This window comes from Mycobacterium sp. DL440, assembly GCF_011745145.1.
Lineage (GTDB): Bacteria > Actinomycetota > Actinomycetes > Mycobacteriales > Mycobacteriaceae > Mycobacterium.
Genome location: NZ_CP050191.1, coordinates 6085158 through 6111661, shown reverse-complemented (window position 1 = coordinate 6111661; position 26504 = coordinate 6085158). Strand labels below are relative to the sequence as shown.

The 26504-nt window shown below is 64.2% G+C and carries 26 protein-coding genes; 17 read left to right on the top strand and 9 right to left on the bottom strand.

The genetic code is table 11. The annotated features are described in order from the left end of the window. Positions 1 to 49: 49 nt before the first annotated feature. On the bottom strand, positions 50 to 937 hold the full coding sequence (locus HBE63_RS29755) for an SDR family NAD(P)-dependent oxidoreductase (protein WP_166908689.1): 888 nt from the start codon (positions 935 to 937) through the stop codon (positions 50 to 52). After that, positions 934 to 2859 (bottom strand): NAD(P)/FAD-dependent oxidoreductase, encoded by a 1926-nt coding sequence (locus HBE63_RS29750; RefSeq protein WP_166908687.1) that lies wholly within the window; start codon positions 2857 to 2859, stop codon positions 934 to 936. Before HBE63_RS29750 ends, HBE63_RS29755 begins: the two co-directional genes overlap by 4 nt. Before the next feature lie 102 nt (positions 2860 to 2961). On the opposite strand from HBE63_RS29750, the gene HBE63_RS29745 reads away from it, so the two are divergent. From HBE63_RS29745 to HBE63_RS29690, 12 genes are all read left to right on the top strand, one after another. Beyond that, positions 2962 to 4563, top strand: coding sequence for an acyl-CoA synthetase (locus HBE63_RS29745; RefSeq protein ID WP_166908677.1), 1602 nt, complete (start codon positions 2962 to 2964; stop codon positions 4561 to 4563). Then, a complete protein-coding gene (locus tag HBE63_RS29740; protein ID WP_166908675.1) occupies positions 4556 to 5662 on the top strand; it encodes a zinc-binding dehydrogenase in 1107 nt (368 codons plus the stop codon). The genes HBE63_RS29745 and HBE63_RS29740 overlap by 8 nt, the downstream gene beginning before the upstream one ends. An 11-nt stretch (positions 5663 to 5673) precedes the next feature. Then, positions 5674 to 7104 carry an aldehyde dehydrogenase family protein gene (locus HBE63_RS29735; protein WP_166908673.1) on the top strand — a complete coding sequence of 477 codons (1431 nt, stop codon included), beginning with the start codon at positions 5674 to 5676 and terminating at the stop codon, positions 7102 to 7104. Next, a complete protein-coding gene (locus HBE63_RS29730) occupies positions 7101 to 7877 on the top strand; it encodes a crotonase/enoyl-CoA hydratase family protein (protein WP_166908671.1) in 777 nt (258 codons plus the stop codon). Before HBE63_RS29735 ends, HBE63_RS29730 begins: the two co-directional genes overlap by 4 nt. Next, positions 7874 to 8983, top strand: coding sequence for an acyl-CoA dehydrogenase family protein (locus tag HBE63_RS29725; RefSeq protein ID WP_243858373.1), 1110 nt, complete (start codon positions 7874 to 7876; stop codon positions 8981 to 8983). The genes HBE63_RS29730 and HBE63_RS29725 overlap by 4 nt, the downstream gene beginning before the upstream one ends. Continuing rightward, positions 8980 to 10029: an acyl-CoA dehydrogenase family protein gene (locus tag HBE63_RS29720; protein WP_166908666.1), complete on the top strand. Its 1050-nt coding sequence runs from the start codon at positions 8980 to 8982 to the stop codon at positions 10027 to 10029. Before HBE63_RS29725 ends, HBE63_RS29720 begins: the two co-directional genes overlap by 4 nt. A 50-nt stretch (positions 10030 to 10079) precedes the next feature. Next, the gene (locus tag HBE63_RS29715; protein WP_166908665.1) at positions 10080 to 10565 is read left to right on the top strand and encodes a polyketide cyclase; all 486 of its coding nucleotides are present in this window, start codon (positions 10080 to 10082) and stop codon (positions 10563 to 10565) included. Further along, a complete protein-coding gene (locus HBE63_RS29710) occupies positions 10562 to 11425 on the top strand; it encodes an SDR family NAD(P)-dependent oxidoreductase (protein WP_166908663.1) in 864 nt (287 codons plus the stop codon). The genes HBE63_RS29715 and HBE63_RS29710 overlap by 4 nt, the downstream gene beginning before the upstream one ends. Position 11426: 1 nt before the next feature. Then, the gene (locus HBE63_RS29705) at positions 11427 to 12368 is read left to right on the top strand and encodes an alpha/beta hydrolase (protein ID WP_166908661.1); all 942 of its coding nucleotides are present in this window, start codon (positions 11427 to 11429) and stop codon (positions 12366 to 12368) included. Positions 12369 to 12843: 475 nt separating this feature from the next. After that, positions 12844 to 13920 (top strand): hypothetical protein, encoded by a 1077-nt coding sequence (locus HBE63_RS29700; RefSeq protein WP_166908659.1) that lies wholly within the window; start codon positions 12844 to 12846, stop codon positions 13918 to 13920. Between the two features lie 18 nt (positions 13921 to 13938). Then, positions 13939 to 14721, top strand: a complete 783-nt coding sequence (locus HBE63_RS29695; protein ID WP_166908657.1) for an SDR family NAD(P)-dependent oxidoreductase — start codon at positions 13939 to 13941, stop codon at positions 14719 to 14721. A 20-nt stretch (positions 14722 to 14741) separates the two neighbouring features. Next, positions 14742 to 15185 (top strand): nuclear transport factor 2 family protein, encoded by a 444-nt coding sequence (locus tag HBE63_RS29690; RefSeq protein WP_208301251.1) that lies wholly within the window; start codon positions 14742 to 14744, stop codon positions 15183 to 15185. Between the two features lie 27 nt (positions 15186 to 15212). Here HBE63_RS29690 and HBE63_RS29685 read toward each other — a convergent pair whose 3' ends face one another. Beyond that, positions 15213 to 15830 carry a TetR/AcrR family transcriptional regulator gene (locus HBE63_RS29685; RefSeq protein ID WP_166908655.1) on the bottom strand — a complete coding sequence of 206 codons (618 nt, stop codon included), beginning with the start codon at positions 15828 to 15830 and terminating at the stop codon, positions 15213 to 15215. 199 nt (positions 15831 to 16029) lie between these two features. On the opposite strand from HBE63_RS29685, the gene HBE63_RS29680 reads away from it, so the two are divergent. Both HBE63_RS29680 and HBE63_RS29675 read left to right on the top strand, forming a co-directional pair. Then, a complete protein-coding gene (locus HBE63_RS29680) occupies positions 16030 to 16959 on the top strand; it encodes a hypothetical protein (RefSeq protein ID WP_166908653.1) in 930 nt (309 codons plus the stop codon). Between the two features lie 152 nt (positions 16960 to 17111). Beyond that, a complete protein-coding gene (locus tag HBE63_RS29675) occupies positions 17112 to 17738 on the top strand; it encodes a TetR family transcriptional regulator (RefSeq protein WP_166908651.1) in 627 nt (208 codons plus the stop codon). A 17-nt stretch (positions 17739 to 17755) separates the two neighbouring features. On the opposite strand, the gene HBE63_RS29670 is transcribed toward HBE63_RS29675, so the two are convergent. Together HBE63_RS29670 and HBE63_RS29665 are read right to left on the bottom strand one after the other, a co-directional pair. Then, entirely contained in the window at positions 17756 to 18034 is a 279-nt protein-coding gene (locus HBE63_RS29670; RefSeq protein ID WP_166908649.1) for a ferredoxin, read from the bottom strand. 2 nt (positions 18035 to 18036) lie between these two features. After that, entirely contained in the window at positions 18037 to 19182 is a 1146-nt protein-coding gene (locus tag HBE63_RS29665; RefSeq protein WP_166908647.1) for a Rieske 2Fe-2S domain-containing protein, read from the bottom strand. A 143-nt stretch (positions 19183 to 19325) separates the two neighbouring features. Here HBE63_RS29665 and HBE63_RS29660 point away from each other — a divergent pair, with 143 nt between their 5' ends. Then, a complete protein-coding gene (locus HBE63_RS29660; RefSeq protein ID WP_166908645.1) occupies positions 19326 to 21029 on the top strand; it encodes a 3-ketosteroid-delta-1-dehydrogenase in 1704 nt (567 codons plus the stop codon). A gap of 1 nt (position 21030) precedes the next feature. Here the strand turns inward: HBE63_RS29660 and HBE63_RS29655 are convergent, their stop codons facing one another. Then, on the bottom strand, positions 21031 to 21696 hold the full coding sequence (locus HBE63_RS29655; RefSeq protein ID WP_243858372.1) for a PadR family transcriptional regulator: 666 nt from the start codon (positions 21694 to 21696) through the stop codon (positions 21031 to 21033). A 259-nt stretch (positions 21697 to 21955) separates the two neighbouring features. Between HBE63_RS29655 and HBE63_RS29645 the strand changes: the two genes are divergently transcribed. Then, positions 21956 to 22555: a PaaI family thioesterase gene (locus tag HBE63_RS29645; protein ID WP_166908643.1), complete on the top strand. Its 600-nt coding sequence runs from the start codon at positions 21956 to 21958 to the stop codon at positions 22553 to 22555. Between the two features lie 57 nt (positions 22556 to 22612). Then, the gene (locus HBE63_RS29640) at positions 22613 to 23932 is read left to right on the top strand and encodes a uracil-xanthine permease family protein (protein WP_243858371.1); all 1320 of its coding nucleotides are present in this window, start codon (positions 22613 to 22615) and stop codon (positions 23930 to 23932) included. On the opposite strand, the gene HBE63_RS29635 is transcribed toward HBE63_RS29640, so the two are convergent. Genes HBE63_RS29635 through HBE63_RS29625 form a run of 3 tightly spaced genes read right to left on the bottom strand, consistent with a single transcriptional unit; the run spans position 23868 to position 26466 of the window. Further along, the gene (locus HBE63_RS29635) at positions 23868 to 24893 is read right to left on the bottom strand and encodes an NAD(P)/FAD-dependent oxidoreductase (protein WP_166908641.1); all 1026 of its coding nucleotides are present in this window, start codon (positions 24891 to 24893) and stop codon (positions 23868 to 23870) included. The two genes, HBE63_RS29640 and HBE63_RS29635, sit on opposite strands and share 65 nt — an antisense overlap. Further along, a complete protein-coding gene (locus HBE63_RS29630) occupies positions 24890 to 25399 on the bottom strand; it encodes an isoprenylcysteine carboxyl methyltransferase family protein (protein WP_166908639.1) in 510 nt (169 codons plus the stop codon). Before HBE63_RS29630 ends, HBE63_RS29635 begins: the two co-directional genes overlap by 4 nt. After that, positions 25399 to 26466, bottom strand: a complete 1068-nt coding sequence (locus HBE63_RS29625) for a type III polyketide synthase (protein ID WP_243858370.1) — start codon at positions 26464 to 26466, stop codon at positions 25399 to 25401. The genes HBE63_RS29630 and HBE63_RS29625 overlap by 1 nt, the downstream gene beginning before the upstream one ends. Positions 26467 to 26504 lie beyond the last annotated feature (38 nt).

Here is a 26504-nt window from a genome sequence, read left to right as displayed (position 1 = left end):
CCATCATCGCACCGACCACCGACAAAAATCGGCGCCGAACAAACCGCTACTACACTCCCGCTGGCAGGACATGCGGATTCGCCGTTGCCGGAGGCTGCAATGGCGGTAACACCGTAGCGCCATCGAGCGAGTGCACCGGAAGTTGTTGCGACCACGGGTAGTGCAGGCTGAACGCCACCAGACCGGTCCGCTCCGCGGCGGGTAGGTGACACATCGCCAATACTGTTTCGGCCAGGTACTCGACCGGTTCGGTCGGAAAGCTGTCCGGAATCAGCGACGCCGCACCGGGCGTACGCACCGCCGTCGAGGGTCCGACGCAGTTCACCGCGATGTCGGCATCGAGCAGTTCGGCGGCCACCCCTTGGGTGAACCGGTGCAGCGCAGCCTTGCACGACGCATAGATCACGTCGCCCGCCGTCTTGTTGTAGTCCCGGTACGGCCGCACCGGGGCCACCCCGGTCACCGAGCCGATGTTGACGATCCACCCTGCGCCCTGGGTACGCATGTGCGGCACGGCGGCTTTCGTCAATGCGAACGGCGTCTTCAGGTAGTGCTCGACAGTGCGATCGAACGTCTCCACGGGCATGTCCACGACCACCCCGTAGTCGGCGAAACCCGCGTTGTTGACCAGGATGTCGAGCCGGCCTGTGCGCTCGACGACGGACTCGACCAGTGTGTCGCGGGCAGCACCGTCCTCCAGGTCGGCGGCCAGACCGAATGCCGACCCGCCTGCCCGTTCGATGAGCGCGACGGTCTCCTCGATCGTGCCTGGAATTGCCTCGCTGACGCCGGCACGCGTGGATGGGGTGGGTGTGTAGGAGCGCGCGGTCACCGCGACCGTCGCACCTTCTGCAGCCAGGCGCTGCGCGATCGCCCGACCGATCCCACGACTACTTCCGGTTACCAATACCGTTCTGCCGGCAAGTATCTGGCTCATCGGAGAGTGAAGTCCTGTTCGATCGGTGCTCGGTGCTGTTGCCAGAGGTCCACCAGCCGATACGGTGTGGACACCACGACGCGGCCGGAGTCCGACCGGTAGTAGGTGTGGGCATTGGGCGTGTGGCACCAGACGGTGCGTTGCATCGCCTCGTCGATCTCCGCGACGTAATCTTCGTAAGCGCTCTGCGTGACTTCCATCGTCGACGCGCCACGCAGAGCCATCAGTTGCAGGCACTCCACGATGTAATGCGCCAGCACTTCCATCGAGAAATTGGCGCCTGCACCGTGTCCCGGGCTGTAGTTCGGTGCCGAGGTGATGAACAAGTTCGGGAACCCTGCGACGGTCCCGCCCCGGTAGGCACGCGGACTGTCACCCCACTCCTGGGCCAGGGTCTTGCCGTCACGGCCGCGGATATCGACGGTTGACAAGAAGTCGAGATGATAACCGGTGGCGTAGATGATGACGTCCAGGTCGATCTGCCGGCCGTCAGCGGTGACGATGCCGTTTGCGTTGACCTCGGCCGGTTCACTGGCCTCCACGGCGACGTGGTCGCGGGTCAACGCCGCGTAGTAGCCACCCGGATCGCGAATGATGCGCTTACCGTACGGCGCGAAATCAGGTGTGACCTTCTGCGCCAATTCGGTTCCGGCACCGAATGTCCGGTCGATGTAGTCCAGGCACATCTGCAGCAGCACGTCGTTGGCCGGCGAAATCGACAGGTGAGTCTTGGACCACTCGGGGTCTTGCAGGATGATCGGGTAGTTGTTGTCGGCCGTACCCCAGTACGACTTGGCCCGATGCCACATCGAGTAGTAGGGCAGCACTCGTCCCAGATAGCGACGGTGTTCTGGGACCGCATCGGTCAGGCGCTTGCGAGGGGCCACCCAGTGCGGTTGACGTTGGAACACCGTCAGGTTTTCGACCTCGTCGACACAGGCATCGACGATCTGCACTGCGGTGCAGCCTGCGCCGATGACTGCCACCCTCTTGCCCACCAGATCCAACGACGAATCCCACTGCGCCGAGTGAACGCTGATACCGGCGAAGGTATCTCGGCCTTTGAGGTCAGGGAAGCGCGGACGATTCAAATAGCCGGCAGCGGTGACCACGACACTGGCGTAGTCGATGCTCTGCGTTCCGTCGGCGGAGCGTGACTGGATCCGCCACTGCCCGCGCTGCTCGTCCCACCACAGTGCCTCGACCTCGGTGCCGAAGCGGATGTGGCGACGCAGATCGTGTTTGTCGGCCAGAGAGACCAGATATGCCTGGTATTCCGCGCCCTGCGGATAGTAGTTCGACCAGTCCGGGTTCACATCCCGCGACAGCGAGTAGTAGGCCGACGGGGTGTCTACACCGATGCCGGGGTAGGTGGTGGTCAGCCAGGTCCCGCCCACCTCGTCGTTGCGGTCGAAGATCTCGAACTGCACACCCTCCTCGGCGGCGGCCAGCGCCACGGCGAGGCCAGCGATGCCGGCACCGATGATCGCGACAGTGGCGGACTGGGGAATCGGCGTCGTGCGCGGCAACGTGGGCTGCGAGGGGCGGAAGCCGCTCTGCTCCAGCAGCAGGTCAACCTGTTCGTCGTCGACGGCGCCGCCCAGTGCGACCGGCAAACACCGGGCGAAGAAATCACGGTCATCGACAGCGATCGCGTCGTCCGGGCGCGGTCGGCCCAGCGCGGCAATGATCTCGTCGGCCAGTTCCTCGGCGGTCTGCGGGTCAGTCTCCCCGGTCCGCTCGGGGGGAGCGGGAATGTGGTTGATCTTGGCTGCGTACCGGTCGATCACCGCCGCGTCACCGGTCATCTGCGCCAACACCGCGACCAGTACACCGGGGTCAGCCTCCAGGAGATGGGCGCGCAGAACGTCAGGGTCTGGAGCGCGATCCGCGAGTGACGACGATTCAGTGATAGCGGTCATGGCGTCGAGTATCGAAGGATTTCGGCGCAAACCGCCCCCACCCTGTCTACTGAGCGGGAGACGAACCCCGAACCAATCGCGGACATGCCTACCCTCCGGATCATGCATTCTGACGACCTCGCCGCCGTCATCGCCCAGGCCCGCAGCCACAGCCTCGCCGATATCCCCCGCCGGTCGGCGCGCAAGCAACCCGACAAGACAGCCATCATCGATGGCGACGTCGTCCTGAGTTTCGCCGAGTTCGATCACCTGGTGGATCGCGCGGCAGCCGCGTTGCACGACAACGGGTTGTCTGCCGGTGACCGCATCGCGTTGTTGTCCCGCAATTGCTGGCAATACGCAGTGCTGGCCTTCGCCACCGCGCGCGCCGGCGCTGTGCTGGTGCCGATCAATTTCATGCTCACACCAGAAGAGATTTCGTACATCCTGGGTCACAGCCGAGCGACTGGATTCATCGTCGAGGGCGAGCTGGTTCCGGTCGCCGAGCAGGCCATGCAGCTCGCGGTGGTGACGACCAAGGCAGCGCTGATGCCTGCAGGCCAGTCCAGTCCGGACGGCTGGCCCGACTTCGCGCAATGGCTGACCACCACCTCCCCCACTCCCGACTGCCGGCCCGACGACGACCAACTGGTGCGGGTGATGTACACCAGTGGTACCGAGTCACGACCCAAAGGCGTGATGCACAGCAGCCGCAGCTTGATGTGGCAGTACATCAGCACCATCGTCGCCGGTTCCATGTCCGGCGACGATGTCGAAATCCACTCCCTGCCTCTGTATCACTGCGCGCAACTGGACAACTTCCTGGCGACCGACATCTACCTGGGCGCAACCAGCATCATCGTGCCGCGGCCCGACCCGGAATTGGTGCTGCGCACGATTGAACGCCACGGTGTCACCAATTACTTTGCGCCACCGACAGTATGGATCAGCCTGTTACGCAGCCCGGTGTTCGATGAGGTGGACCTGTCCAGTCTGCGCAAGGGCTACTACGGCGCTTCTGCGATGCCGACGGAGATCCTGCACGAGATGCGCCGGCGTCTACCCAACCTACGACTGTGGAATTTCTACGGCCAGACAGAGATGGCTCCACTAGCTTCTGCCCTGGGTCCCGATGAGCAGGATGCCCATGCGGGGTCAGCCGGCCGGCCGGTGGTCAACGTCGAGACTGTCATCCTCGACGAGAACGACGTGCCAGTAGCGGCTGGGACGGTCGGCGAAATCGCCCACCGCAGCCCACATCTGATGCTGGGGTATCTCGATGCCGAGGAGAAGACCGCGCAGGCATTCACCGGCGGCTGGTTTCATTCCGGTGATTTGGGGTTCTACGACAAGCATGGCTTGCTGCACGTGGTGGACCGCAAGAAGGACATGATCAAGACCGGCGGTGAGAACGTCGCGAGCCGCGAGGTCGAAGAGGTTCTCTACCGGCACAGCGGAATCGAGGAGGCCGCGGTGTTCGGTCTGGCCCATCCAGTATGGGTAGAGGCGGTCGTCGCCGCGGTGGTGCCGCGAGCCGGCGGCGGCCTGACCGAAGAAGACGTGCTTCGTCACTGCCGCGACCACCTCGCCGGCTTCAAGACCCCAAAACAGGTGTTCTTCGTCGACTCCCTGCCGAAGAACCCCAGCGGCAAACTGCTCAAACGTGATCTGCGACAGCGGTTCAGCCTCGAAGCCACAACAACTGAAGGGACACAACGTGTATAAGGGCCGCATCGCGCGCTTTGATGAACCCGGCAAGCCATTCCAGATCGAAACGGTCACCCTGCCCGAGGTGGGGCCGGGCGAAATCCTGATCCGCGTCACGCGCGCCAATATCTGCGGATCGGACGTACATGCCTGGCACGGCACATTCGCCACTCGCGGCTTGGGTGGACAGCTGCCCACTGTGTTGGGCCATGAGATGGTCGGTGCGGTCGAGGTACTGGGCGACGGAGTGAGCACCGACTCCAACGGCAAACCGCTGAGCGCGGGCACCAGAGTGGTGTTCCCCTACTTCTACTGCTGCCACCGGTGCCGCCACTGCCTTGCCGGGCGACGCAACGCCTGCCTGAACCTGAAAATGGCCATGCTCGGCCGCGCCGACGAGCCACCGTACTTCGTCGGTGGCTACGGCGACTACTACCTGATCCCGGCCGGGGCAGTGGTCTACAGCGTTCCCGACAGCGTGAGCGACGAGATTGCCGCCGGTGCCAATTGCGCTCTCTCACAGGTCATGTACGGACTTGAACGTGTCGACTTGCAGCTCGGTGAACACGTCGTGGTCCAAGGCGCAGGCGCACTCGGCCTCTACGCCGTCGCGGTCGCCAAGGCACGCGGCGCCGCCAACGTGATCGCCATCGACGGCGTGCCCGAACGTCTCGAGCTCGCCACCGCATTCGGGGCCGACGCGGTGTTGGACCTCAACGAGGTCGCTACCCCCAAGGACCGCGCGAAAGCGGTGCGCAAGCTGACCGGCGGCCAGGGCGCCGACGTGGTGGTCGAGGTTGTCGGCCATCCATCGGCCATCGACGAGGGTCTGCAGATGCTTGCGCAGTTCGGACGTTACGTCGAGATCGGCAACATCAACATCGGCCAGACGTTCGCGTTCGACCCGTCCCGGTTTGTCTTCACCAACAAGACCATGGTCGGGGTCTCCCTGTATGACCCCGCGGTGCTGTCGCGCGCATTGGGCTTCCTCGAACGGCATCAACACCGGTTGCCATTCGAGCGGCTTGCCGCGGCGTCTTATTCGCTCGATGACATCAACGATGCGTTCGCTGCCGCCGACGGCAAGCGCGATATCCGCGCCAGCATCACTCCCTGAACACACCAAGGATGACCGTGCCCACATACGAACACGACACACTGTTCATCGACGGCCGATGGGCCACGCCCTCGGGCGACGGTGCCATCGAAGTCGTCGACCCGTCCACCGGAGCGGTGATCGGCTACGTACCCAATGGCAATGCCGCCGATGTCGACGCCGCCATTGCCGCGGCCCGCCGCGCGTTCGATCCCTCTGTCACCGTTGCCGAACGGCGGGACCGGCTGCAGCGGGTGATCGCCGCGATGGAGAAGCGGCTACCCGACATTGCCGATCTCATCACCGCCGAGATGGGTGCACCGGTGCGCATCGCCCAGACGGTGCAGACGCAGGTGCCGCTGGCGGTGGCCAAAGGCTTCGCCGACGTCCTGGACACATTCGACTTCGAAGAGCGCATCGGCAATTCGTTGATCTTGCGGGAGCCTTACGGCGTCGTCGGGGCCATCACGCCGTGGAACTACCCCCTGTATCAGGTGGTCGCCAAGGTACTGCCGGCCATCGCCGCGGGATGCACCGTCGTGCTCAAACCCAGCAACGAAGCCCCCCTGTCGGTGTTCGCGTTCGTCGAAGCCTGCGAGGAGGCGGGCCTGCCACCCGGAACAATCAACGTCGTCTCCGGGCCGGGCCGGGTCATCGGCGAGCGGCTCGCATCGCACCCAGACGTCGACTTCGTCTCGTTCACCGGCTCCACCGGGGTTGGCGCCCGCGTCGGGGAACTCGCCGGCCAGTCGATCAAGAAGGTCGCGCTGGAACTCGGCGGCAAGTCGGCGAACGTCATCCTCGACGGTGCCGACCTCACCACCGCAGTGAAGGTCGGGGTGGCCAACGCATTCCTCAACGGTGGCCAGACTTGCATGGCGTGGACGCGGATGCTGGTGCCGCAGAGCCGCTACGGCGAGGCCTTGGATCTGATCGAGGCCGCTGTGTCCCGCTATACCGTCGGCGACCCGCGGGATCCCGCTACCCGCATCGGCCCGTCGGCGTCGCAGTCGCAGTTCGAGACGGTGCGTGGTTTCATCGAGCGCGCCCAGCGTGACGGCGCCCGGCTCCTGGTCGGCGGCGCCGATCCGGTCCGCGACACTGGGTTCTTCATCGCCCCAACGGTCTTCGCCGACGTCGACCCGGACTCCGAACTCGGTCAGGAAGAAGTATTCGGTCCCGTGTTGGCCGTGATCCCCTACTCCGACGCCGACGATGCATTGCGCATCGCCAACGGCACGCCATACGGGCTTTCCGGTGCGGTGTGGGCCGCCGGCGACGATGAGGCCATCGCATTCGCCCGGCAGGTACAGACCGGTCAGCTCGACATCAACGGCGGGGCCTACAACCCGGCCGCCCCGTTCGGCGGTTACAAGAAGTCCGGGATCGGCCGCGAACTGGGACGGTTCGGCTTCGAGGAATACCTGCAGACCAAATCTCTTCAGCTCAAGGAGCGCGTGTGAGTTCACCGCTGGACATCCGCACCGACGGTCCGGTTCAACTCTGGACGATCAACTTGCCCGACGTCGGCAACGCCATCACCGGCAAGGACGTCATCGCCGCGTTCGAAACCCAGGTCGATGCAGCCAACTGCGACAACACAGTCTGCGCCGTCATCCTCACCGGTGCCGGCAAGATCTTCTCCGCCGGCGGCAACGTCAAGGAGATGGCCGATCGACAGGGCATGTTCGGCCTGGACGCGATCGACCAACGGCGGGCCTACATCGATGGCATCCAACGGATTCCACGCGCGCTCGGACGCTTGGAAGTTCCGCTCATCGCCGCGGTCAACGGCGCAGCCATCGGCGCCGGGTGCGACCTGGCGATGATGTGCGATATCCGAATCGCCTCCGAACGCGCATCTTTCGCCGAAAGCTTTGTCCAGCTCGGGCTGATCCCGGGTGACGGCGGTACCTGGTTCCTTCCTCGCGCCGTCGGCTACGCCCGGGCCGCGGAGCTGACCTTCACCGGCGAGCGGATCAATGCGACCACCGCACAGGAGTGGGGCCTGGTCAGCCGGGTCGTGCCACACGAAGACCTCATGCCCGAAGCACGTGCGTTGGCCGATCGGATCGCGGTGAACCCTGCGCATGCGCTGCGGATGGCCAAGCGACTGCTGCAGGAATCGACAACCGGATCCCTGGAGTCCACGCTCTCCATGGCTGCCGCCATGCAACCGCTGGCCCACCACGATACCGAGCACCAACAGCGCATCGCGAAGTGGCGAACCGCGTGACCGGCTCGCACCTGACCGCTCTGCGTGACGAGGTACGCGAATACCTGGCCGAGCAATTGGCCGCCGGGGCGTTCACACCATCAGTCGACGCATGGTTGTGCGGATGGGACGAAAACTTCACCACCTCGTTGGCGCAACGTGGCTGGCTGGGCATGACAGTTCCCGTGCACTACGGCGGTCATGGCCGCTCTTTCCACGAGCGGTTCGTGGTGACCGAGGAACTGCTGGCCGCAGGTGCCCCGGTCGCCGCACACTGGATCGCCGACCGCCAGATCGTGCCCTCGCTGCTGAAGTACGGTACCGAAGAACAGAAGTCAGAATTCCTGCCGCGCATCGTGCGTGGTGAGTGTTTCTTCGGAATCGGGATGAGCGAGCCGGATTCGGGTTCAGATCTCGCCAGCGTGCGCACGCGTGCAGTGCGGGTCGAGGGTGGCTGGTCCATCACCGGCACCAAGGTCTGGACGTCGGGAGCTCACCGCGCTCACGCGTTCATCGTGCTGGCCCGCACCGAACCGGTGGATCCCGCACATCGCCATGCCGGGCTGAGTCAGTTCATCGTCGACCTGCGCGCCCCGGGGGTGGATGTCCGTCCCATCATCTCGATGAACGACGGACACCACTTCAACGAGGTGGTCCTCGACGAGGTGTTCATCCCCGATGCCATGGTCTTCGGAGCGATCGGCCAGGGCTGGACACAGGTGACGTCCGAGCTGAGCTTTGAACGCAGCGGCCCCGAACGCTTCCTGTCCACGTTCCCCCTCCTCAGTCGCGCTGCTTCCGCACAACATGGGTCACCCGACGCCGAACTGGGACGCCTGATCGCCCGCGTCGCCGGCCTGCATCACATGTCGACCGCGGTGGCCGGCGCACTGCAACGCGGTGAGAGTCCGGATGTGCCGGCCGCCATCGTCAAGGTTCTCGGCACCACGGTCGAGGGCGACATCGCCGACTTCGCCGACCGGCAGACCGGAGACGAGGCTGTACCGGAGGCGCAGTGGGCTCAACTGGTGGCCACCGCAGTGGACCAGCGCCCCGGCTTCACGTTGCGCGGCGGTACCAACGAAGTGCTGCGCGGTGTTATCGCGCGGGGATTGGGTTTGCGATGAGTACGGTGGATCCCGCTCTGGTGACCATGATGGACGAGGTCTTCGCCGATTACCGTCAGGACCGCCCACCCGTCGGCCCCGGCGAGCGCATCACCAGTGACCGCACCCTCTGGAAACGCCTCGCCTCCCTCGGACTGGTTCGTCTCACCGGAGCAGAGGAATCCGGCGGCAGCGGTGCGGGCTGGCACGAGGCCGCCGAGTTGCTCAGTGCCGCAGTTCGTCACGGCGTGCGGATCCCCCTCGCCGAACACGACCTGCTGGCGTGCTGGTTGTTGGATGCCGCCGGCCAACCGGCCGACGATGCCATCCGAACGGTGTACGTGGCACCGCGCAGCGGCGATGCCGCCGCGCCTGTCCCGTGGGCCGGCGAGGCCGACCGGATCGTCGTGCTGTTGCCCAGTGGCGACGGGTACCGGCTCACCGAGCTCGATACCTCAGACGTGTCCATCAGCACGGGGACAAACCTGATCGGTGAGCCGCGCGACACGATCACCCTCGACACCGAGCACCTTGAGGGACACCCGGTGTCCGCCGAGTTGGTGAGCCAGCTTCGCTGGAAGTCGGCGATGACACGGGCGATCCAAGTCTGCGCGGCGCTCGATCGTGCGGTGGCGATGTCCGTCGAGCACGTGGCTTCACGTGTCCAGTTCGGACGGCCGTTGGCGAAATTTCAAGCGATCCAGAATTTGATCTCCGATGCCGCCGCAGAGTCCGCGCTCGCCCGTGCCGCGACCGAAGCTGCGCTCGACACTGCTATTCGAACCGGTTGGGCAGCAGCGCATCTCGACTTCCAGATCGCCACGGCCCGGTCCTGCGCCGGCCATGCCGCCTCGGTCGTGACCCGCAACGCGCACCAAGTGCACGGTGCGATCGGCACGACCCACGAGCATCGGCTGCACGAGTACACCCGCGCCGCTCTGGCCTGGCGCTCCGAGTACGGCTCGGTGCGCTTCTGGGATGGCCAGGTGGCCAGAGCAGCCGTTGCGGCAGGCGGACGACAGCTCTGGGCACTCATTGCCGATGATGAGCAGGCCGTGTTCCGCTGACCGGTCACGGGTCCTGTTACCGGCGCCACAACCCGGGTTGACTGCCTGACATGAGCAACGAGATCACCCTGCCTGACGTCCAGGAATTCATCTCCGGTTTCTGGTACCACTACGACCAGGGCCACTTCGACGAGCTGGACATCCGCCTTGCCGACGAGATGGAGTACTTGAGCCGCTCCGATTCCGGCGCGTGCCCGTTCGAGCATCTGCTGGCGGCCGAGTTGCACGGCAAGGCCGAAACATTGGCCTGGCTCATCGAGCATCGCAACGAGAACCCGTACCCGTGCCGTCATCACGCGACGAACGTGTTCCGCACCGGAACCGACGGCGAGGTCACCACTGTCCGCTTCTATCTGTTCGTCAACCAGATCACCAACAATGTGCCGTTCGCGGTGTCCAGTGGAGTCGTCGATGCCGGGATCCGACGCTCGGACGACGGACTGGTGTTCACCTCGCTAAACGTGATCCTCGACGCCGAGGACTCGGTGCCGCTCGCCGAGCACACCGCCAAGGCCGCGGCGGCGCAATCCGCGTGAGCGCCCGAGAAATCTTCGGCGGCGGCGTCGCCGTCATCACGGGGGCCGGCGCCGGAATCGGCGCCGGCCTGGCCCGGTATGCCAGCCGGTTGGGTATGACGGTGGTGTTGGTCGACATCAACGCCGAGGCCATCGCGGGCCTCCGCGAAGAAATCAACGCCGCAGGCGGATCGGCGAGGGACGTGGTCTGCGATGTTCGTGACGCAGACGCGGTACAGGCACTGGCCGACGAGGTCTGTCGCGACCTCGGGCCGGTGCGACTATTGGTCAACAATGCCGGCATCGAGCAGTTCGGGTATCTGTGGGACATCCCGGTATCGAATTGGCAACGTGTTGTCGACATCAACGTCAGCGGCGTCTTCCACGGCATCAGAGCATTCCTGCCCAAGATGATGGCCACCGACGCCCCGGCGTGGGTATGGAATCTGTCATCGATCGGCGGTGTCGCTGTGGTTCCGTTGCAGGCGCCGTACATCATGAGCAAGCACGCGGTACTCGCACTGACCGAATGCCTGGATCTGGAAGTGCAATCCGCCGGCCATGACCACCACGTGCACGTCCAGGCCGTCCTGCCGGGCGCTGTGGTGTCGAGCATCTTCGAATCCGCAGGCGGGGTGGACTCGGGGGACACCGGCGCGGCCGAAGGACAACGCACGGCGATGCTCGACATCAAAGCCGAGGCAATGGACCCGCTGGCCGCAGCAGAGGTGGTCTTCGACCAGGCCGCCGAAGGCCGGTTCTACCTGCTCACCCAACCAGACTATGTCGGGTCGGCCATGGTGGAACGGGCTCGCGTCTTGAGCGGCCAAGAGCCTCCCCGTCTGCGCACCCAGCGCCGATTCGACCCGGCAAAGAACTGAAATGGTCTATCCACCACTCGATCCCGACGCCGCCGCACGGGTGGCATCATTCGGTGAGATGACGCCCATGGGAGACCGGGGCCTGGCGGCCGTACGCGCCGGTATCGAGGCCGCACCGCGGCCCGATATGCCGCCCATGGCCGGCATCGACGACGTGACGGTGCCGGGTCCGGCCGGACCGATTCCGGTGCGGCTGTATCGACCCACGGCTGAGATTCGTCCGCCCGTGCTCGTGTACCTGCACGGCGGTGGGCTGGTGATGGGCTCCAACCACTCGTTCGAGCCCCTCGCACGTGAACTGGCATGCGCCAGCGGCGCCGCTGTCGCGGCTGTCGACTACCGGCTGGCACCGGAATCGCCGCCACCGGCACAGTTCGATGATGCCTACGCGGCCACTGAATGGATTGCCGGCCACGCCGGCCACCTCGACCTCGACGCCGACCGCCTGGCGGTTGTCGGCGACAGTGCCGGCGGATCACTGGCTGCCGCAGTGGCATTGGCGGCCCGCGACCGGGCCGGTCCATCGATTTGCGCCCAGGTGCTGCTCTACCCCGGCCTGGATCGGGACATGGGCGCCGCGTCGATCGTCGCCATGCCCGATGCACCGCTGCTGCGCCACGAAGACATCGTCTACATGCACGAATTGGTGGACGGCAGCAGCGGATCGCCGCACAACACGTATCAGGTTCCGGCGTATGCGACCGACCTGAGCCGCCTTCCGGCGGCGATCGTCGTCACCGGGGAGTGCGACCCGATCCGGGATTGGGGCGAGCGCTATGCCGGTCGTCTGCGAGACGCGGGTGTGCAAACCACCGTGACCCGGTATCCCGGTATGTACCACGGCTTTCTGATGCGCTCCGACGCCACCGCGCGCGGGCGGTTGGCCTTGGCCGAAGTAGGTGCTTTGCTGCAGGCCAAGTTTGCACACCCAATTCAGTTTTGAGCGGTGACCCCGTCTGGTCCCTATCTGACTGTCAGCGTCCGCCCAGCCGTAGTGGCACCGAGAGTTCCTGTCGTCTCGAGGGTTCCCGACCGTAAGGTCGGGCTAGATACCGAGTACCTCACGCGCTCGTCCGTGCGTTGTCGCTTCCGGTCGAGTGCGACGCCGACCGCGAGGTAGTCCTGATGTGGATCCGGCCATCGTGCTCCAGATGATGCTAGCGCCGGCCGTGTCCGTCTTTCTGTTCGACGGACGAGCACTGACCCGGGAGGAGATCGACTCGCTTGTGACGCTGGTGTGCCGCGCAACGACGGTTCCCCGCAGCCCAGCAACAGGCTCCGAGTAACTGCAGGCGCCGGCGTTTGCTGGTGGCGCCTTGAATTGGTCTCCCGATCAGCGGTCACCGTCACTTTCGATGTCTCGCGGTGCCACCAGACTCGCACCAGCGAGATCATGGAATGCCTTTTAGGAGACGACAATGCTGACCGATGAACGGCGCCTCGAGCTGTCCGACATCCTGCGCCCCGCCGCGCCTCCGCGGGAGATCACGGACGTATACACCGACGACCAAAAGCAGAGACTTCTCGACGTCGCACACACCCAGGGGCCATGGAAGCTCATCATCGCTCAGCACTTCGCCTCGGCGGACGAGTTGATGGCCACCATGAGCGGTGCCTTCCCGGAGGGTTTCACACCGTCTCTTGACCTGTTCCTCACGCCGACGTTCCGAGGGTTCCTCGCCAACTACGGCACCGTGCTCTATCCCGAACTGCATGACTGCTTCTACAACGCCGCCTTCATCGAGCACGCCAAGGGCTACTGGAATGCCGAGTACGCCAAGCCCGAGATGATGCTGTTCAACATCAACGGTCCGTGCGCCAACCGCGATCCCGGCCACTTGGACTCCCCCAGCTTCCGCGGTGTGCGCCACGAGAATGCGCCCACCTGGTTGTGCAGCGTGATGGGCAAGTCCGGCCTGTTCACCGATTACCTGATCAAGATGGCCCAGGTGATCACCTGGTTCTCCCTGGATGAGGGCTCCGGCTTCACCTACTGGCCCAACGGCCCGCTCAAGCCGCCCGCGCGGGTGCTACCCCCAATCGACAACCGCGCAGTCGTCGTCCAGAACGAGATGATGGTTCACCGCGGAGAGGCCAACGGCCCACTGGATCAACAGGTTCCAGCCGGACTGGCATTCGACACCGTGTTCACCGGCGACCCGGCAGATCGCAACCAGTGGCTGTTGAAGAACGGTGAAGATGTCATCGCCCGCCATCACACCGACGAGTTGCGGTTCCTCGTCCACTGGTCGGCCGAGGTGTTCTCCGACTACGAGGAACTCAAGAAGAACATGGACGGCTCCGACGACATCACGATCGAACGGGCGATCGGCATGATGGTCGACGATCTCAAGAGCAAGGGCATCAAGCTCGACGTGCCCGGCGAACCGCTGCACGATCCACAGTTCATCGGGGCACTGAACGCCGGCTACGACCTCGGAGGTCCCAGCAGCTATCCGGACGAGGCTCCGATCTCTGCATTCCAACTCGCCTGATCTCGAAGGGGGTAGCTGATGAACCGTTTCTCAGATCGTCGTGTGATCGTCACCGGCGCCGGGTCGGGTATCGGCGCGGCCACGGTGGCGCGCCTGCTCGATGAGGGTGCGACGGTGGTGGCCTACGACATCTCTGCCGACGGCCTGGCCGCGACGGCCGCTGCTGCTGAAGTCGCCGGTACCGCCAAGCGACTCACCACCGCCGTGCTCGACATCTCCCGCGAAGACGACGTCATCGCGGGAGTGGACGAGGCGGTGGCCAAGTTGGGCGGCCTGGAGGTACTGGTCAATGTGGCTGCTATGCAATCGTGTTCGCATACCCACGAGACCACGCTTGATGACTGGAACCGCACCCTGGCGGTCAATCTCACCGGCACCTTTCTGATGACCCGACAGGCGCTGCCGGCTCTGCTGGAATCGGGACGAGGCGTCGTCGTGAACTTCACGTCCACCGCCGCGACGTTCGCACACCCCTACATGGCGGCATATGCAGCGAGTAAGGGCGGCATACTCAGCTTCACTCACTCACTGGCACTGGAGTACTCGAAGCAAGGTCTGCGTGCGGTCAACATCCAGCCCGGCGGGGTGTCAACGGCTCTGGCCAACAGCACTCTTGACAAGATGCCGGAGGGATACGACCTCGGACTGTGGGCTAAGCAGACCCCGTTGCTGCACGGTACCGAAAGCGAAATCCTCGGGGACCCGGGCGCAGTAGCATCGGTCATTGCCATGGTCGCCTCCGATGACGGCGCGTTCATCACCGGCACCGAGATCCGTGTCGATGGCGGTGCGCACGCCTGAGCGGCGAAAGGAAGACGTGCATGGATCCCGACCGCCTGCAAGGGTTATGCGATGAGCGCGACATAGAACGGGCCCTAAACCTCTTCGCCCGCGCCATGGACGATCGTGACTGGGCCACGATGGCCGAGATCCTCGCTGATGACGCCGAAGGCGACTTCGGAACCGGGCGCCTCGCAGGAAGCACTGCGATCATCACCATGATTCGCGGATTCCTCGACAGCTGTGGCCCCACTCAGCATCTCATCGGCAACATCGTCATCGATGTTGCCGGCAACACCGCAGCCAGCAAGGCCTACATCCGCGACGTCCACCTGAACTCTGCCGCCGATCCGTCGACGCGCTTCTACACATTGGGCGACTACCACGACACCTGGCGGCGAGACGGCGATGGTCGTTGGCGTATCACCGAACGCATCAAGGCCAACCGTGCGTATGTGGGTCCGTTGGAAATCTTTGGTAGTTAACCGATTTCCGTCCACATAAACCGTGGGTCAGCCCTGTTTGGACAGAATCGGCAGTGCCCCCGCAACAACCATTTGCATACCAACCTGCAACGCGGCTCGCAGACCGGCGAAGTTGCCGTCCGCGACCCAGCGCACATATGCGTGTCTGCATACTTGAATTACCAACTGTGCTGGTAATTCTCGCGTACTCGGGTCGTTACCGAGGTCAAACCGGGCAGCGAAGAACTCGGTAATCGGGCCGATGAGGTCCTGCCCCCAGTCCAACCAGCGCAGCCGGTACTGGGGGTTGTTGAGCACCAATGCCATGAACGTGCGGTCAAATTCGACCGTCCCCCGCTTGGGGACTTCGGTGCTGAACGCCTCGACCAACGCCTCGACCGCATTGCGTTCCGGAGCAGCGTGGGCGAGCATGTCGACGCTCAGGGTGCCGAAACGGCGGAACAACGGCAGGACCACATCCTCCTTCACCGGAAAGTGCCGGTGAAACGTGCGGGGAGCGATGCCCGCCGCGGAACAGATTCGATCCACGGTAACCGAGGTCGAACCTTCCTCGAGGAAGAGATCACGCGCGGCCAGCGCGATATCCAATCGAAGCTCCTCGGCGCGCCGCTCGGTCAGCGTCACCGGCTTGCTGACCTTCTCCATCTGCGATTCCCCCTCCTTAACAGCACAATCGATCATATCGGCGGTGAGCGCCCGCTAGGTCTCACAGCTCGACGCACCTCCCGATGACCGGGAATCGGCCAGCACCCCTTGGGCGTCCGCCATTAGCTTCGACTTGTCAGATTCTGCCACATGGGCAGATTCTGACACCAAACAGGTCGTAGCCACCGAGGAGGAACCCGTGACAATCGAAACCGACGAACTCACCGCTGAGGGCGAGGAACTCAACTACGACGACTACACCCACGACTTCATGGGCAAGGTCGGAAATATCCAAGACTTCTCGCGCGACTTTCTTCTCGGCCTGGCCCGGGTGTTCGAAGACGTCCTGAACTTCATGCCCTACGCACACGTCAAGATTTACTCAGAGAAGGTCGGCATCAATGCCGCCATGGACGTGGCCGCCGAGGTATCCCGGGCAGGAATGCGCCAGGTGATGCCGATGGGACGCTTCATCGCCCCTCCGGGCTGGGACTGGAAGAACGCCCAGTACCAGGCCATCCCCTTCGACGTTCAGACCGAAGACCTGACAAAGCCGGCGTTGATCCGATTGATCAAGACCTACTGGGACCAATACCTCAAGGGCCACAACTACTTCATCGACCAGTGGACGAAGATCATCCCTGAGGAAGACGTCTGGCTCGGCCTGCCCGACATGTACCAACTCATCATCGACTACCAGTACCCGAAACTTGCGAAGGTCTTCAAGATCGAGCCTGTGCACGTCGTCGACTTCCTCAAGCTGGCGGTACTGAGCATCGACGGAACTTTGGGCTACGGCGGCGAGTACATCGTCTACAACCCCGATCACGTCGTCCTGAACATGCGTCGGTGCGAGGTGCTCCAGAAGTACACAGATGAGGGGCTCTACCCTCCGGCGCGGGCATGGATGAATTGCACCTTCGAGCAACGTATCTCAGCCCCATTCTTCCCAGGCTGCAATCTCGCCATCAACCTTCCACCCAAAGACTTCAAGTTCGCCGAAGGCGAGCCTTTCTGCGTCTGGACCTACACGAGAGGAGAAGAGAACCACGCAGCCGCGGCTGCCGCGCCAGACCCCCGCGCCAGCGCAATGAAGAAGATTCCGATCATGCCAGTGTCGTCCACTTAGGACACACCGTGGTGCCCCAGTCGTTGCGCCATGGCTCGGCGGCTGGGACACTTTGCAGTGCAACATATGTCGCCGATGAAATCCGGTTTCGACTGCCCGGTGAGCGAGAGCACGGGTGGTCAATCGCCTGAGCCGAACCTAGTGTTGCCACCGTGAGAGCATCTGAGTTGAAAGCGGAGAAGACGTTTCACCTCTTGGCTCACGAATCATGCTTGGGAACAGCAGAACTCACAGCCGGCCGAATGGCCCGTCGTGAGCGGATCGTCCGCGCCGCGATGTCACTGGCCCTCCGGGGCTACGATGCATGCCAGATCCGTTCAGTTGCCGCGACGGCAGGCATGTCGGCCAGCACTGTGTACCAATATTTCCCATCGAAGGACGACCTGCTGCTCGCATGTTTCTATGAATGGCTGTGGGATTTCGAGACTGAGTATCGTTGCGGTACAAGCGATACAGATCCGTTTCAGCGTTTGCTGCACGTCTCCCTGGCGCTCACCGGCAGGCTCTGCTCCTCACCGCAGTTTGCCGAGGCCATGATTCGCCCTTATCTGTACGCCGACGGCACCGCTGCGACCCAGGCTGACCTGGTCCGCCGGCAGACGGTCCGGATCTTCATCGAGGCCGCCGGCGGCGCCACATCGCCGCCGCGGGAAATCGGAGCTGCCGAAGTGCTCTCTGACGTCTGGATGTCCAATGTCGCCGCATTCGCTCAGCGGCGCATCGCTCTTACGGAACTGTCAGAACGACTCACCCGTACCGTCAGCCTCCTGAAGAAATAGTTGACGGTTCCCGAACGTCACGACTTCTCATCGACCACGCGGAGCGCTCCGGAACCCACCGCATCGACGATGGACTCGCCCAAGGCCGAGCAGGCGAGAAACAACCCGCGTCCACCGTTCCCAGCCAACTGGGCTGCTGTACAGCGCTCCTCGCAACGACTCAACGCAGTGCCGTTCCATTGAACGCTGGTCTGGTTCCAGCTGCTTTTGCGTACCTGCACGCCGGCACCGCAGCGCCCGCACATCACGGGCGCCATCGGTGCGTCGTCGAGACGATTGTCCGGGCGGACAGTCATCGTCATCCCACCGGCCCGGGTGCGGCGGTGCGGGCAGCCAGATTGGCCTCCACTTCCTTCATCCACGCCTCGGTCGGTCGGGTGGTATCGAGCTCAAACTCAAAGCGGTCCACCATGTCCGGCGAGACTTCAGCCACATCGACGTAGAACTGCTCATACCAACGCCTCAGCTGATACACCGGCCCGTCTTCCTCGACCAGAAGCGGATTGTCGATCCGGGTCTTGTTGCGCCAGATCTCGACGTCCTGTTCGAACCCCATCTTGACGAAGTCGCCGAGCGCGATAGCGGTCTCCATGGCAAGTTCTTCGGGCATGGCGGCATTCTTCTCGACCACGATGCCGTACTGGAGCACAAAGGAATTGGCGTCGATCGGATAGTGGCAGTTGATCAGCACGGTTCGCTGATCAAATTCCTGGTAGTGGTAGGTCAGATCGTCAATCATGAATGAGGGTCCGTGGTACGACGCGAGCGACGTCGTGCCAAGCAGCTTGGCGCCCTCTGGATCTCCAACGTCGGGCCGACCGGCGCTCTTCATGTACTGGGTCGCGACATGGCCTTCGAAGATGTTCTTGAAGTGAGTCGGAAGTGATCCATGGATGTAGAAGAAGTGGGCCATGTCGACCACGTTGTCGATGATCTCGCGACAGTTGGTGTTGACCACGGTGGTGTACCAGTGCCAATCGGTCCAGGCGTCGCTGGTGGCACCCTCGATGCGAGGAATCGTGACGTCCGTCGGCGGCGCTTTGCGCTCGGGGTCATTCCAGACGAACAGCATGCCGTCCTGTTCCAGCGTGGGCCACGCTGCAGTACGCGCCAACCGCGGAGTGCGCTTGCTGTACGGCACCATCTTGCACCGGCCATCTCCACCCCAACGCCAGTCATGGAACGGACACGCGATCTCGTTGCCCTTGACCGTGCCCTGCGACAGATCGCCGCCCATATGCCGGCAGTACCCGTCAAGCACGTTGGTGGCGCCGTCCTCGCCGCGGAACACCACCAGCTTCTGCCCGAAAGCGTTGATCTGATGCGGTTCTCCATCACCGAAATCACGGATCAGCCCCACACAATGCCAACCGCGGGCGAATCTGGTGGGTACCGAACCGGCCTCGATCAACCGAATTTCGTCGGCATCTGAGTGCGTCGTCATGTTGCGGTCCGTCCTTCGATCAATGGATTTTCTGGGCTGTATGCCCCATTGAACTGCGAGTACGGGTCGACGGGAAGGTCGGTGGTCCACTGAACAGGACATCAGAATCAACATCGCCGGTCGCCGCCCTATCGTCGACGACCGTGACCGCCACCAGCCACAAGACCATTCCCGCCGGATTGACCGTTGACGACGCGGAAGTAGACCTTCTCATCATCGGGTCCGGTACCGGACTCGCCGCCGCACTGGCAGCCCACGAGCAGGGCTTGTCGGTACTCGTCGTCGAGAAGTCCTCCTACGTGGGCGGTTCGACGGCTCGATCCGGTGGCGCCCTGTGGCTGCCTGCCAGCCCGGTGATCGAGGAATGTGGCGGCAACGATCCCGCGCATCGGGCCCACACCTATTTGGATGCAGTAGTCGCGGATTCGGCGCCGCAGGAACGTTCCGCCGCATATTTGGACAACCTGCCGGCGACGGTCGACATGTTGCGCCGCACCACGCCGATGAAACTGTTCTGGGCGAAGGAATACTCCGACTATCACCCCGAGGCGCCGGGCGGATCGGCGGCCGGACGGACGTGCGAATGCCGCCCGCTCAACACCGCGATCCTTGGCGAATACCTACCTGACCTGCGGCCCGGGGTCATGGAGGTCAAGATCCCGATGCCGACTACCGGTGCTGACTACCGCTGGTTGAACTTGATGAGCCGGGTGCCACGCAAGGGACTGCCCACCGTCGTCAAACGACTCGCGCAGGGAGTTGGCGGTCTGGCGCTCGGAAGGCGTTACGCCGCAGGGGGTCAGGCACTGGCCGCCGGATTGTTCGCCGGGGCAATTCGCGCCGGGATCCCGATCTGGCTCGATACGTCACTCACCCAACTCGTCGCCGACGGTGACCGAGTCACCGGGGCCGTTGTCACGCACGGAGAAAAGAGCTTCACCGTCACCGCCCGACGCGGTGTTGTGCTCGCCGCCGGCGGCTTCGATCACGACATGGACATGCGCTGGAAGTTCCAATCCGAATCCCTCGGCAGCAATCTCAGCCTGGGTGCGGAATCCAACACAGGTGACGCCATTCGGATCGGTCAGGATGTTGGAGCCGACATCGCGTTGATGGACCAATCGTGGTGGTTCCCCGCCGTAGCGCCGCTGCCGGGAGCGGCCCCTGCGGTGATGTTGGCTGAGCGATCGCTGCCGGGGTCCTTCATCGTCAATCAGGACGGTCAGCGATTCGCCAACGAATCAGCCGACTACATGAGCTTCGGCCAACGCGTGCTGCATCTCGAAGATGTTGGTACCCCGGTGGAAAGCATGTGGATCGTCTTCGACCAGCAGTACCGCAACAGCTACCTCTTCGCCGCAGAGCTGTTCCCGCGCATGCCCATCCCACAGGCCTGGTATGACGCCGGAATCGCCGTCCGGGCAGGCAGTTTCAAGGAGCTTGCGACCAAGATGCAAGTGCCGGCAGACAGCTTCACTGCCAGCGCAGCGCGCTTCAACGAGAATGCCTCTGCCGGCGAGGATCCCGACTTCGATCGGGGTCGCAGCGCCTATGACCGTTACTACGGTGATCCCACGATCACCCCCAGCCCGAACCTGCGCCCACTGGTCAACGGACCGTTCTATGCGGTCAAGATGGTGCTCAGCGATCTAGGCACCTGCGGCGGCCTCCGCGCTGACGACCACGCCCGCGTGCTGCGTGAAGACGGCACCGTCATCGACGGGCTGTATGCCATCGGCAACACCGCGGCCAACGCATTTGGCAGCACCTACCCGGGTGCCGGCGCGACCATCGCGCAGGGCCTCGTCTACGGCTACGTCGCTGCACGCGACGCCGCGGGGAAGTAGGTCAGTCGACGTCTTCGGCGTCGGCTTTCCTTTCGATCTCATACCAGTAGGCGGCCTCGGGCCACGGGACCTTCCCGCCCTCACCGACCTTCGGGAACGTCGCCTCCGCCTCGTCGAGATCCTTGATCAGTTTCAAGATGAGCTCTCGCTCGGACTCGTAATAGTGTTCCGCCCAGGCCAAGGCAATTTTGGCGTATGCCCATGACGGATCTGCCGCAGCCCACCGAGCCTCCTTGGCGGCATCGTGCCGCATGCCGTCGACATAGGAAAGGTGTTCCTGAAGCATCTTCTTGAGCGCGACCGGATCGCTGAGATGCCCCAGCGTCACTCGCAATATTGCGGGGTGCTTTAGTGACGGCGGCTCGACCGGGGACTCCCGTGCCCATCGGGTGACGGCGTCGAGGCCGCTCTCGGTGATCTTGTACAGGCGGCGGTTCCGCGTGCCGGTGCCATCGACCCGAGAGGTCAGAAAACCCAGCTTCTCCAGCTTCTTCAGCTCGGAGTAGATCTGGCTGTAGGCCGGGCTGCCGTAGTAAAAGCGCATGCTCCAGTGGATCCACTTGCGGATGTCGTAGCCGGACAGTTCGGTGTCATACGACAACATTCCGAGCAGCGCCCAGCTCGTCGCAGCGAGTGCTGGCTTGGCTGTTGGCTCGGAGTCTCCCACTGAGCAAGCGTAACAATCCAGGTCACAGGCCACTCGGTGTCACCCGCTGGCCGGGATACTCCCTTGCCCGTGGTAGCTGCCTCAACGAATCTGGGAGACGACATCACACGAGGACGGAGACCGATGGGACTCGAGAACACCACCGTGGTCAGTCATGTCACGGCACTGGAAGCCCACGGCGGGCTGCCTCTGCTTTTCTATCGCGGGGATTACGGGGGCTTCGCTGACCGTCAGCTCGATCCGATAACGGGGTAAAGCTATGTCCGTAGAAAGCGAAACCGAAGTTCCAGAAGCGCTTTACGCCTCTCTCACCGATTCCGTTCGCCGACTCGTCGATGCGACCATTCGTAGCCAGGCAGATCTCGACGCCATCACGTCTGCGAAGGCGAAGATCGACGCGGCGGTCGACGAACTCAGCCAATCACTGATACCAGGTTCTTTCGGTATCCAACCAGCTACCGACGGGCAATCCCTCGCGTGGGGAAATGCAGTCATCGGATTGCGCAATGCCCTGGCTCCCCCATTGCTGGTTCACCATGAACCTGACGGCCGAGTCTGGGCCGACGTGACACTCGGCGCGGCCTACGAAGGACCCGCCGGCCATGTACACGGTGGAATCTGCGCCCTCCTTCTCGACCACATTCTCGGTGCCACCGCCCACAAGCCAGGACGACCCGCGGTTACCGGAACCCTCACGATTCGCTATGAAGCGGGTACTCGACTGGGCCCCATCCGCGCGGAGGCCCACATCGACCGCGTCGAGGGCGCGAAGACGTTCGCCATCGGGCACCTCGCAACCCCAGACGGTGTCACGGTCCGCGCGGAAGGCGTCTTCTTTCATCCGCGTGGCCAGTTATGACCCGGATTCTCGCGGCAAACGTGGCACAACTGGCCATTCGACGCATATAGATAGTGCGTGACCCTGCTGAGTTGGAAGTACGTCGAGACCCGCACCGATGACGACTTCGTCGTCGCCCCCGGGGAACGGCTCGATTGGGCCAGCACCATCGGCATCGGCGCCCAGCACGTCGTGGCCATGTTCGGCGCCACGTTCCTGGTCCCGGTGCTCACCGGCTTTCCGCCCTCCACCACGCTGCTGTTCTCCGGGGTCGGGACCATTCTGTTCCTGCTCATCACCGGCAACCGGTTACCGAGCTATCTGGGGTCGAGTTTCTCGGTGATCGCCCCGGTGACCGCGGCCGTGGCAGCGCATGGAACCGGTAGCGCGCTGGGCGGTTTGATCGCCGTCGGGTTACTGCTGATCCTCATCGGCGCGGTGGTGCACGTGATCGGAACCCGGTGGATCGACCTGACCCTGCCACCGGTGGTGACCGGGGCGATCGTCGCGCTGATCGGCTTCAATCTGGCCCCGGCGGCCAAGGCCAATTTCGAGAAGGGACCGCTGATCGGATTGGTGACATTGGTGTTGCTGGTCGCCACGCTGGCTTTCTTCAAAGGGTTGATCGGCAGGCTGGCAATCTTCGGCGCTGTGGTGATCGGGTATCTGCTGGCGTTGGCCTTCGGCGACGTAGACACCACGGCGATCGCGGCTGCGCCGTGGCTGGGACTGCCCGAGTTCCACACGCCGGAGTTCAGTCTGGCAGTGCTACCGCTGTTCCTACCCGCGGTGATCGCACTGGTGGCCGAGAACATCGGCCACGTCAAGTCGGTGGGACAGATGACCGGCACCGACCTCGATCCGATGATCGGCCGGGCGCTGGCGGCCGACGGGGTGGCCACCGTGCTGGCCGGCGCCGGTGGCGGTTCGGCCACCACCACCTATGCCGAGAACATCGGGGTGATGGCGGCCACCCGGGTCTACTCGACCGCGGCATACTGGGTGGCCGCGACGGTGGCGATCGCATTGTCGTTGTGCCCCAAGGTCGGTGCGGCGATCTCGGCCATCCCGCCGGGTGTACTGGGCGGAGCGACGATTGTGCTCTACGGCCTGGTCGGCATTCTGGGCGTGCGGATCTGGCTGACCAATCACGTGGATTTCTCCAAGCCCGTCAACCAGATGACCGCCGCCATCCCACTGATCATCGGGATCGCCGACTTCACCTGGCAGCTCGGCTCATTGACGTTCACCGGGATCGCGCTGGGCTCCATCGCCGCGCTGCTGGTGTTCCACGGAATGCGGTTGTTGGAATACCTCGGCAACCTGGTCCGGCCTACTCCCCCAGCGCATTCACCACCTGAGCAAATATCGACGGCAACGCCGCCGACACCGGGGTGATGCAGGACCGTACCGGTCCAAAACCGCTGCCGTGCAACAGGGCTGCGGTCAGCAACCGATAGCGACGGGTCAACGCGCGCCACTGCCGGTCGTAGTCACCGGGCCGGTCGGCCCGCACACACCCCACCAGAAGTTCGGCGGCGCCGAAGGCCAGGCCCATCCCCTCCCCGGTCAGCGCATCCACGTAGCCTGCCGCGTCACCGACCAACAACACCCGGCCCGCGGTGCGGTTGCGGACCTTCTGCCGCAGCGGTCCGGCGGCCCGGTCCTGGCCGTGCTCAAGGCCGTTGATCCGCTCGACCAGCATCGGAAATTCCGCCAGGTGCTGATCGAAGCCGCCGCGATCCGAGGTCAGGATCACTATCCCGACACAGCTCTCACCGACCGGCGTCACGTACGCCTCGGCGTCGGGCCCCCAGTACACCTCGACGCAATCCGACCACGGGGCGATCTGGACATGACGCCGAATTCCCCAGCGGCGTCGCCTGCCCTCAACGCCGCTGAGCCCGAGCGAGCGTCGGACCGGCGAATGCAGACCATCGGCAGCCGCCAGGTAGCGGGCGCGAAAACCGGCCGCGCTCACCGATGTCGAGTCCTGGGTCACCGGACCCACCTCACCGTGGACCACCCGGACCCCGGCTTCCGATGCCGCTTTCGACAGCGCGGCGTGCAGCACCGTGCGACGCACCCCGTGCCCGGCTCCGTCGCGGAACCTGGCCTCGGCAATGCGGTGCCCGTCGAGGTACCGAATGCCGTAAAAAGGACGGTAGGACCGGTCATTCATCTGAGCGCCAAGGCGTTGCAACTGCCGTACGGAGTGCGGCATCAGGCCCTCACCGCAGGCCTTGTCGATCGGGCCATGGCGGCGTTCCACGACCACGACCTCCAGCCCGGCGCGCGCGGCGTGGACCGCCGTGGCCAGCCCGGCCGGGCCGCCACCTGCAACAAGCAGATCAATCACGTCAAGCCTTGCAACGCTTCATTTTCCACGCGGATCCGAGTTCGCAGCAATGCAGCGTTGGCCACAGTGAACACCAGAGCGGTGATCCAAGCGCCGCCGGCCAACGGCAAAGCGGCCCCCTCGGTGACCACTGCCACGTAGTTCGGGTGCGGCAGCAACCGGTACGGACCGTCGACTACGCGCGCAGCGCCGGGCACCACCACAACCCGGGTGTTCCACTGCCGGCCCAGCGTGGTGATGCACCACCAGCGCAACGCCTGAGCAGCGAGTACGACCCCCACCATGACCCGGCCGAGTATGGCCGACGGCCTGCGCCTGCGGGCCTCCAGCACCGCCCCCACCAGCAGCCCGCTGTGCAGCGCCACCATCACTGGATAGTGGCTCGCCCCGAATTCCTTGCCGCCGTGGGCTTTACTCCACTGCAGGTTGCGTTTGGACACCACCAGCTCGAAGACCCGCTCAGCGGCCACGAGAACGATCAGCTCGGTGAATCTCTTGACAGTCATCAGCGCCAGCGCAGCAGGACGAGTTCCGAGCAGAAACCCGGACCCATGGCCATCAGCACCCCGGGCGTATCCGACTCCGGCCGTTTGCGGATGGTATCGCGCAGGACGTGCAGCACCGAGGACGACGACAGGTTGCCGACGTCGGCGAGTGACTGCCAGGTGAGATCAAGTGCGTCCTCAGGCAATCCGAGGGTTTCGATGATCGCCTCGATCACCTTCGGCCCGCCCGGATGGCTGACCCAGGCGGATACATCGTCAACGGAAAGGCCGTGCCCACCAAGGAATCCGGTCACGTCATCGCCCAGGTAGCGCCCCACGAAGCCCGGAACCTCGGCGCTGAGCACGATCTCGAAACCTGCTGAACCGATGTCCCAGCCCATGGCATGCAACGAATCTGGGTAGAGATGACTGCGTGAGTCCAGCACATCGGGTCCGGTCGAGTTGAGTCGGCGGGCCCGTTCCTCGCAGACCGCCACGACCGCGGCGGCACCGTCACCGAACAGCGCACCGGCCACCAGCGTCGGCATGGAGGGATGGTGTTTGCGCGTCAGCGAACACAATTCCACCGACACCAGGACCGCTACCTTGTCGGGCGCACCGCGCAGATAGTCGTTGAGCCGGGCGATGCCGGCGGCACCGGCCACACAACCCAGCCCGAAGATCGGGATGCGGCGCACGTCCGGCCGAAGGCCGAGGCGCCCGGCGATCCGGGCGTCCAGCGACGGGACCGCGGCGCCGGTGACGGTAGTGGTGATGATCAGGTCGACGTCCTGAGGGCGCAGCCCCGCATCGTCCAAGGCCCCGGACAGTGCGGCGCAGCCCAGTTCGGTTGCGTGCTCGATGAACAGGCTGTTGCTCGTGCCGAAATCGTCGAGCCGAGCGTATTCCTCGAGCGGCAGCACCAGATACCGGCTGTTCACCTTCGCGCTCTTGTGCAGCGCCCGCACCACGTCCTCGGACTCGGCGTATCCGGGCAGGTCCAGCAGGGCGCTGGTGACCTCCTCCTGGGTATATCGATACGGAGGCAATACCGCGTGGACGCCGGCAATGGTGCTGTGGCTGGGCATTCTCGCGACGTTAATTCCCATACCCGTACTACGGGGGC

What these genes read in the sequence shown, in the direction of transcription:
- HBE63_RS29750 (WP_166908687.1), bottom strand. Translation starts at nt 2,859, where the DNA reads ATGACCGCTATCACTGAATCGTCGTCACTCGCGGATCGCGCTCCAGAC.
- HBE63_RS29735 (WP_166908673.1), top strand. Translation starts at nt 5,674, where the DNA reads ATGACCGTGCCCACATACGAACACGACACACTGTTCATCGACGGCCGA.
- HBE63_RS29695 (WP_166908657.1), top strand. Translation starts at nt 13,939, where the DNA reads ATGAACCGTTTCTCAGATCGTCGTGTGATCGTCACCGGCGCCGGGTCG.
- HBE63_RS29745 (WP_166908677.1), top strand. Translation starts at nt 2,962, where the DNA reads ATGCATTCTGACGACCTCGCCGCCGTCATCGCCCAGGCCCGCAGCCAC.
- HBE63_RS29645 (WP_166908643.1), top strand. Translation starts at nt 21,956, where the DNA reads ATGTCCGTAGAAAGCGAAACCGAAGTTCCAGAAGCGCTTTACGCCTCT.
- HBE63_RS29665 (WP_166908647.1), bottom strand. Translation starts at nt 19,182, where the DNA reads ATGACGACGCACTCAGATGCCGACGAAATTCGGTTGATCGAGGCCGGT.
- HBE63_RS29715 (WP_166908665.1), top strand. Translation starts at nt 10,080, where the DNA reads ATGAGCAACGAGATCACCCTGCCTGACGTCCAGGAATTCATCTCCGGT.
- HBE63_RS29685 (WP_166908655.1), bottom strand. Translation starts at nt 15,830, where the DNA reads ATGGAGAAGGTCAGCAAGCCGGTGACGCTGACCGAGCGGCGCGCCGAG.
- HBE63_RS29630 (WP_166908639.1), bottom strand. Translation starts at nt 25,399, where the DNA reads ATGACTGTCAAGAGATTCACCGAGCTGATCGTTCTCGTGGCCGCTGAG.
- HBE63_RS29700 (WP_166908659.1), top strand. Translation starts at nt 12,844, where the DNA reads ATGCTGACCGATGAACGGCGCCTCGAGCTGTCCGACATCCTGCGCCCC.
- HBE63_RS29670 (WP_166908649.1), bottom strand. Translation starts at nt 18,034, where the DNA reads ATGACTGTCCGCCCGGACAATCGTCTCGACGACGCACCGATGGCGCCC.
- HBE63_RS29755 (WP_166908689.1), bottom strand. Translation starts at nt 937, where the DNA reads ATGAGCCAGATACTTGCCGGCAGAACGGTATTGGTAACCGGAAGTAGT.
- HBE63_RS29720 (WP_166908666.1), top strand. Translation starts at nt 8,980, where the DNA reads ATGAGTACGGTGGATCCCGCTCTGGTGACCATGATGGACGAGGTCTTC.
- HBE63_RS29690 (WP_208301251.1), top strand. Translation starts at nt 14,742, where the DNA reads ATGGATCCCGACCGCCTGCAAGGGTTATGCGATGAGCGCGACATAGAA.
- HBE63_RS29625 (WP_243858370.1), bottom strand. Translation starts at nt 26,466, where the DNA reads ATGCCCAGCCACAGCACCATTGCCGGCGTCCACGCGGTATTGCCTCCG.
- HBE63_RS29705 (WP_166908661.1), top strand. Translation starts at nt 11,427, where the DNA reads ATGGTCTATCCACCACTCGATCCCGACGCCGCCGCACGGGTGGCATCA.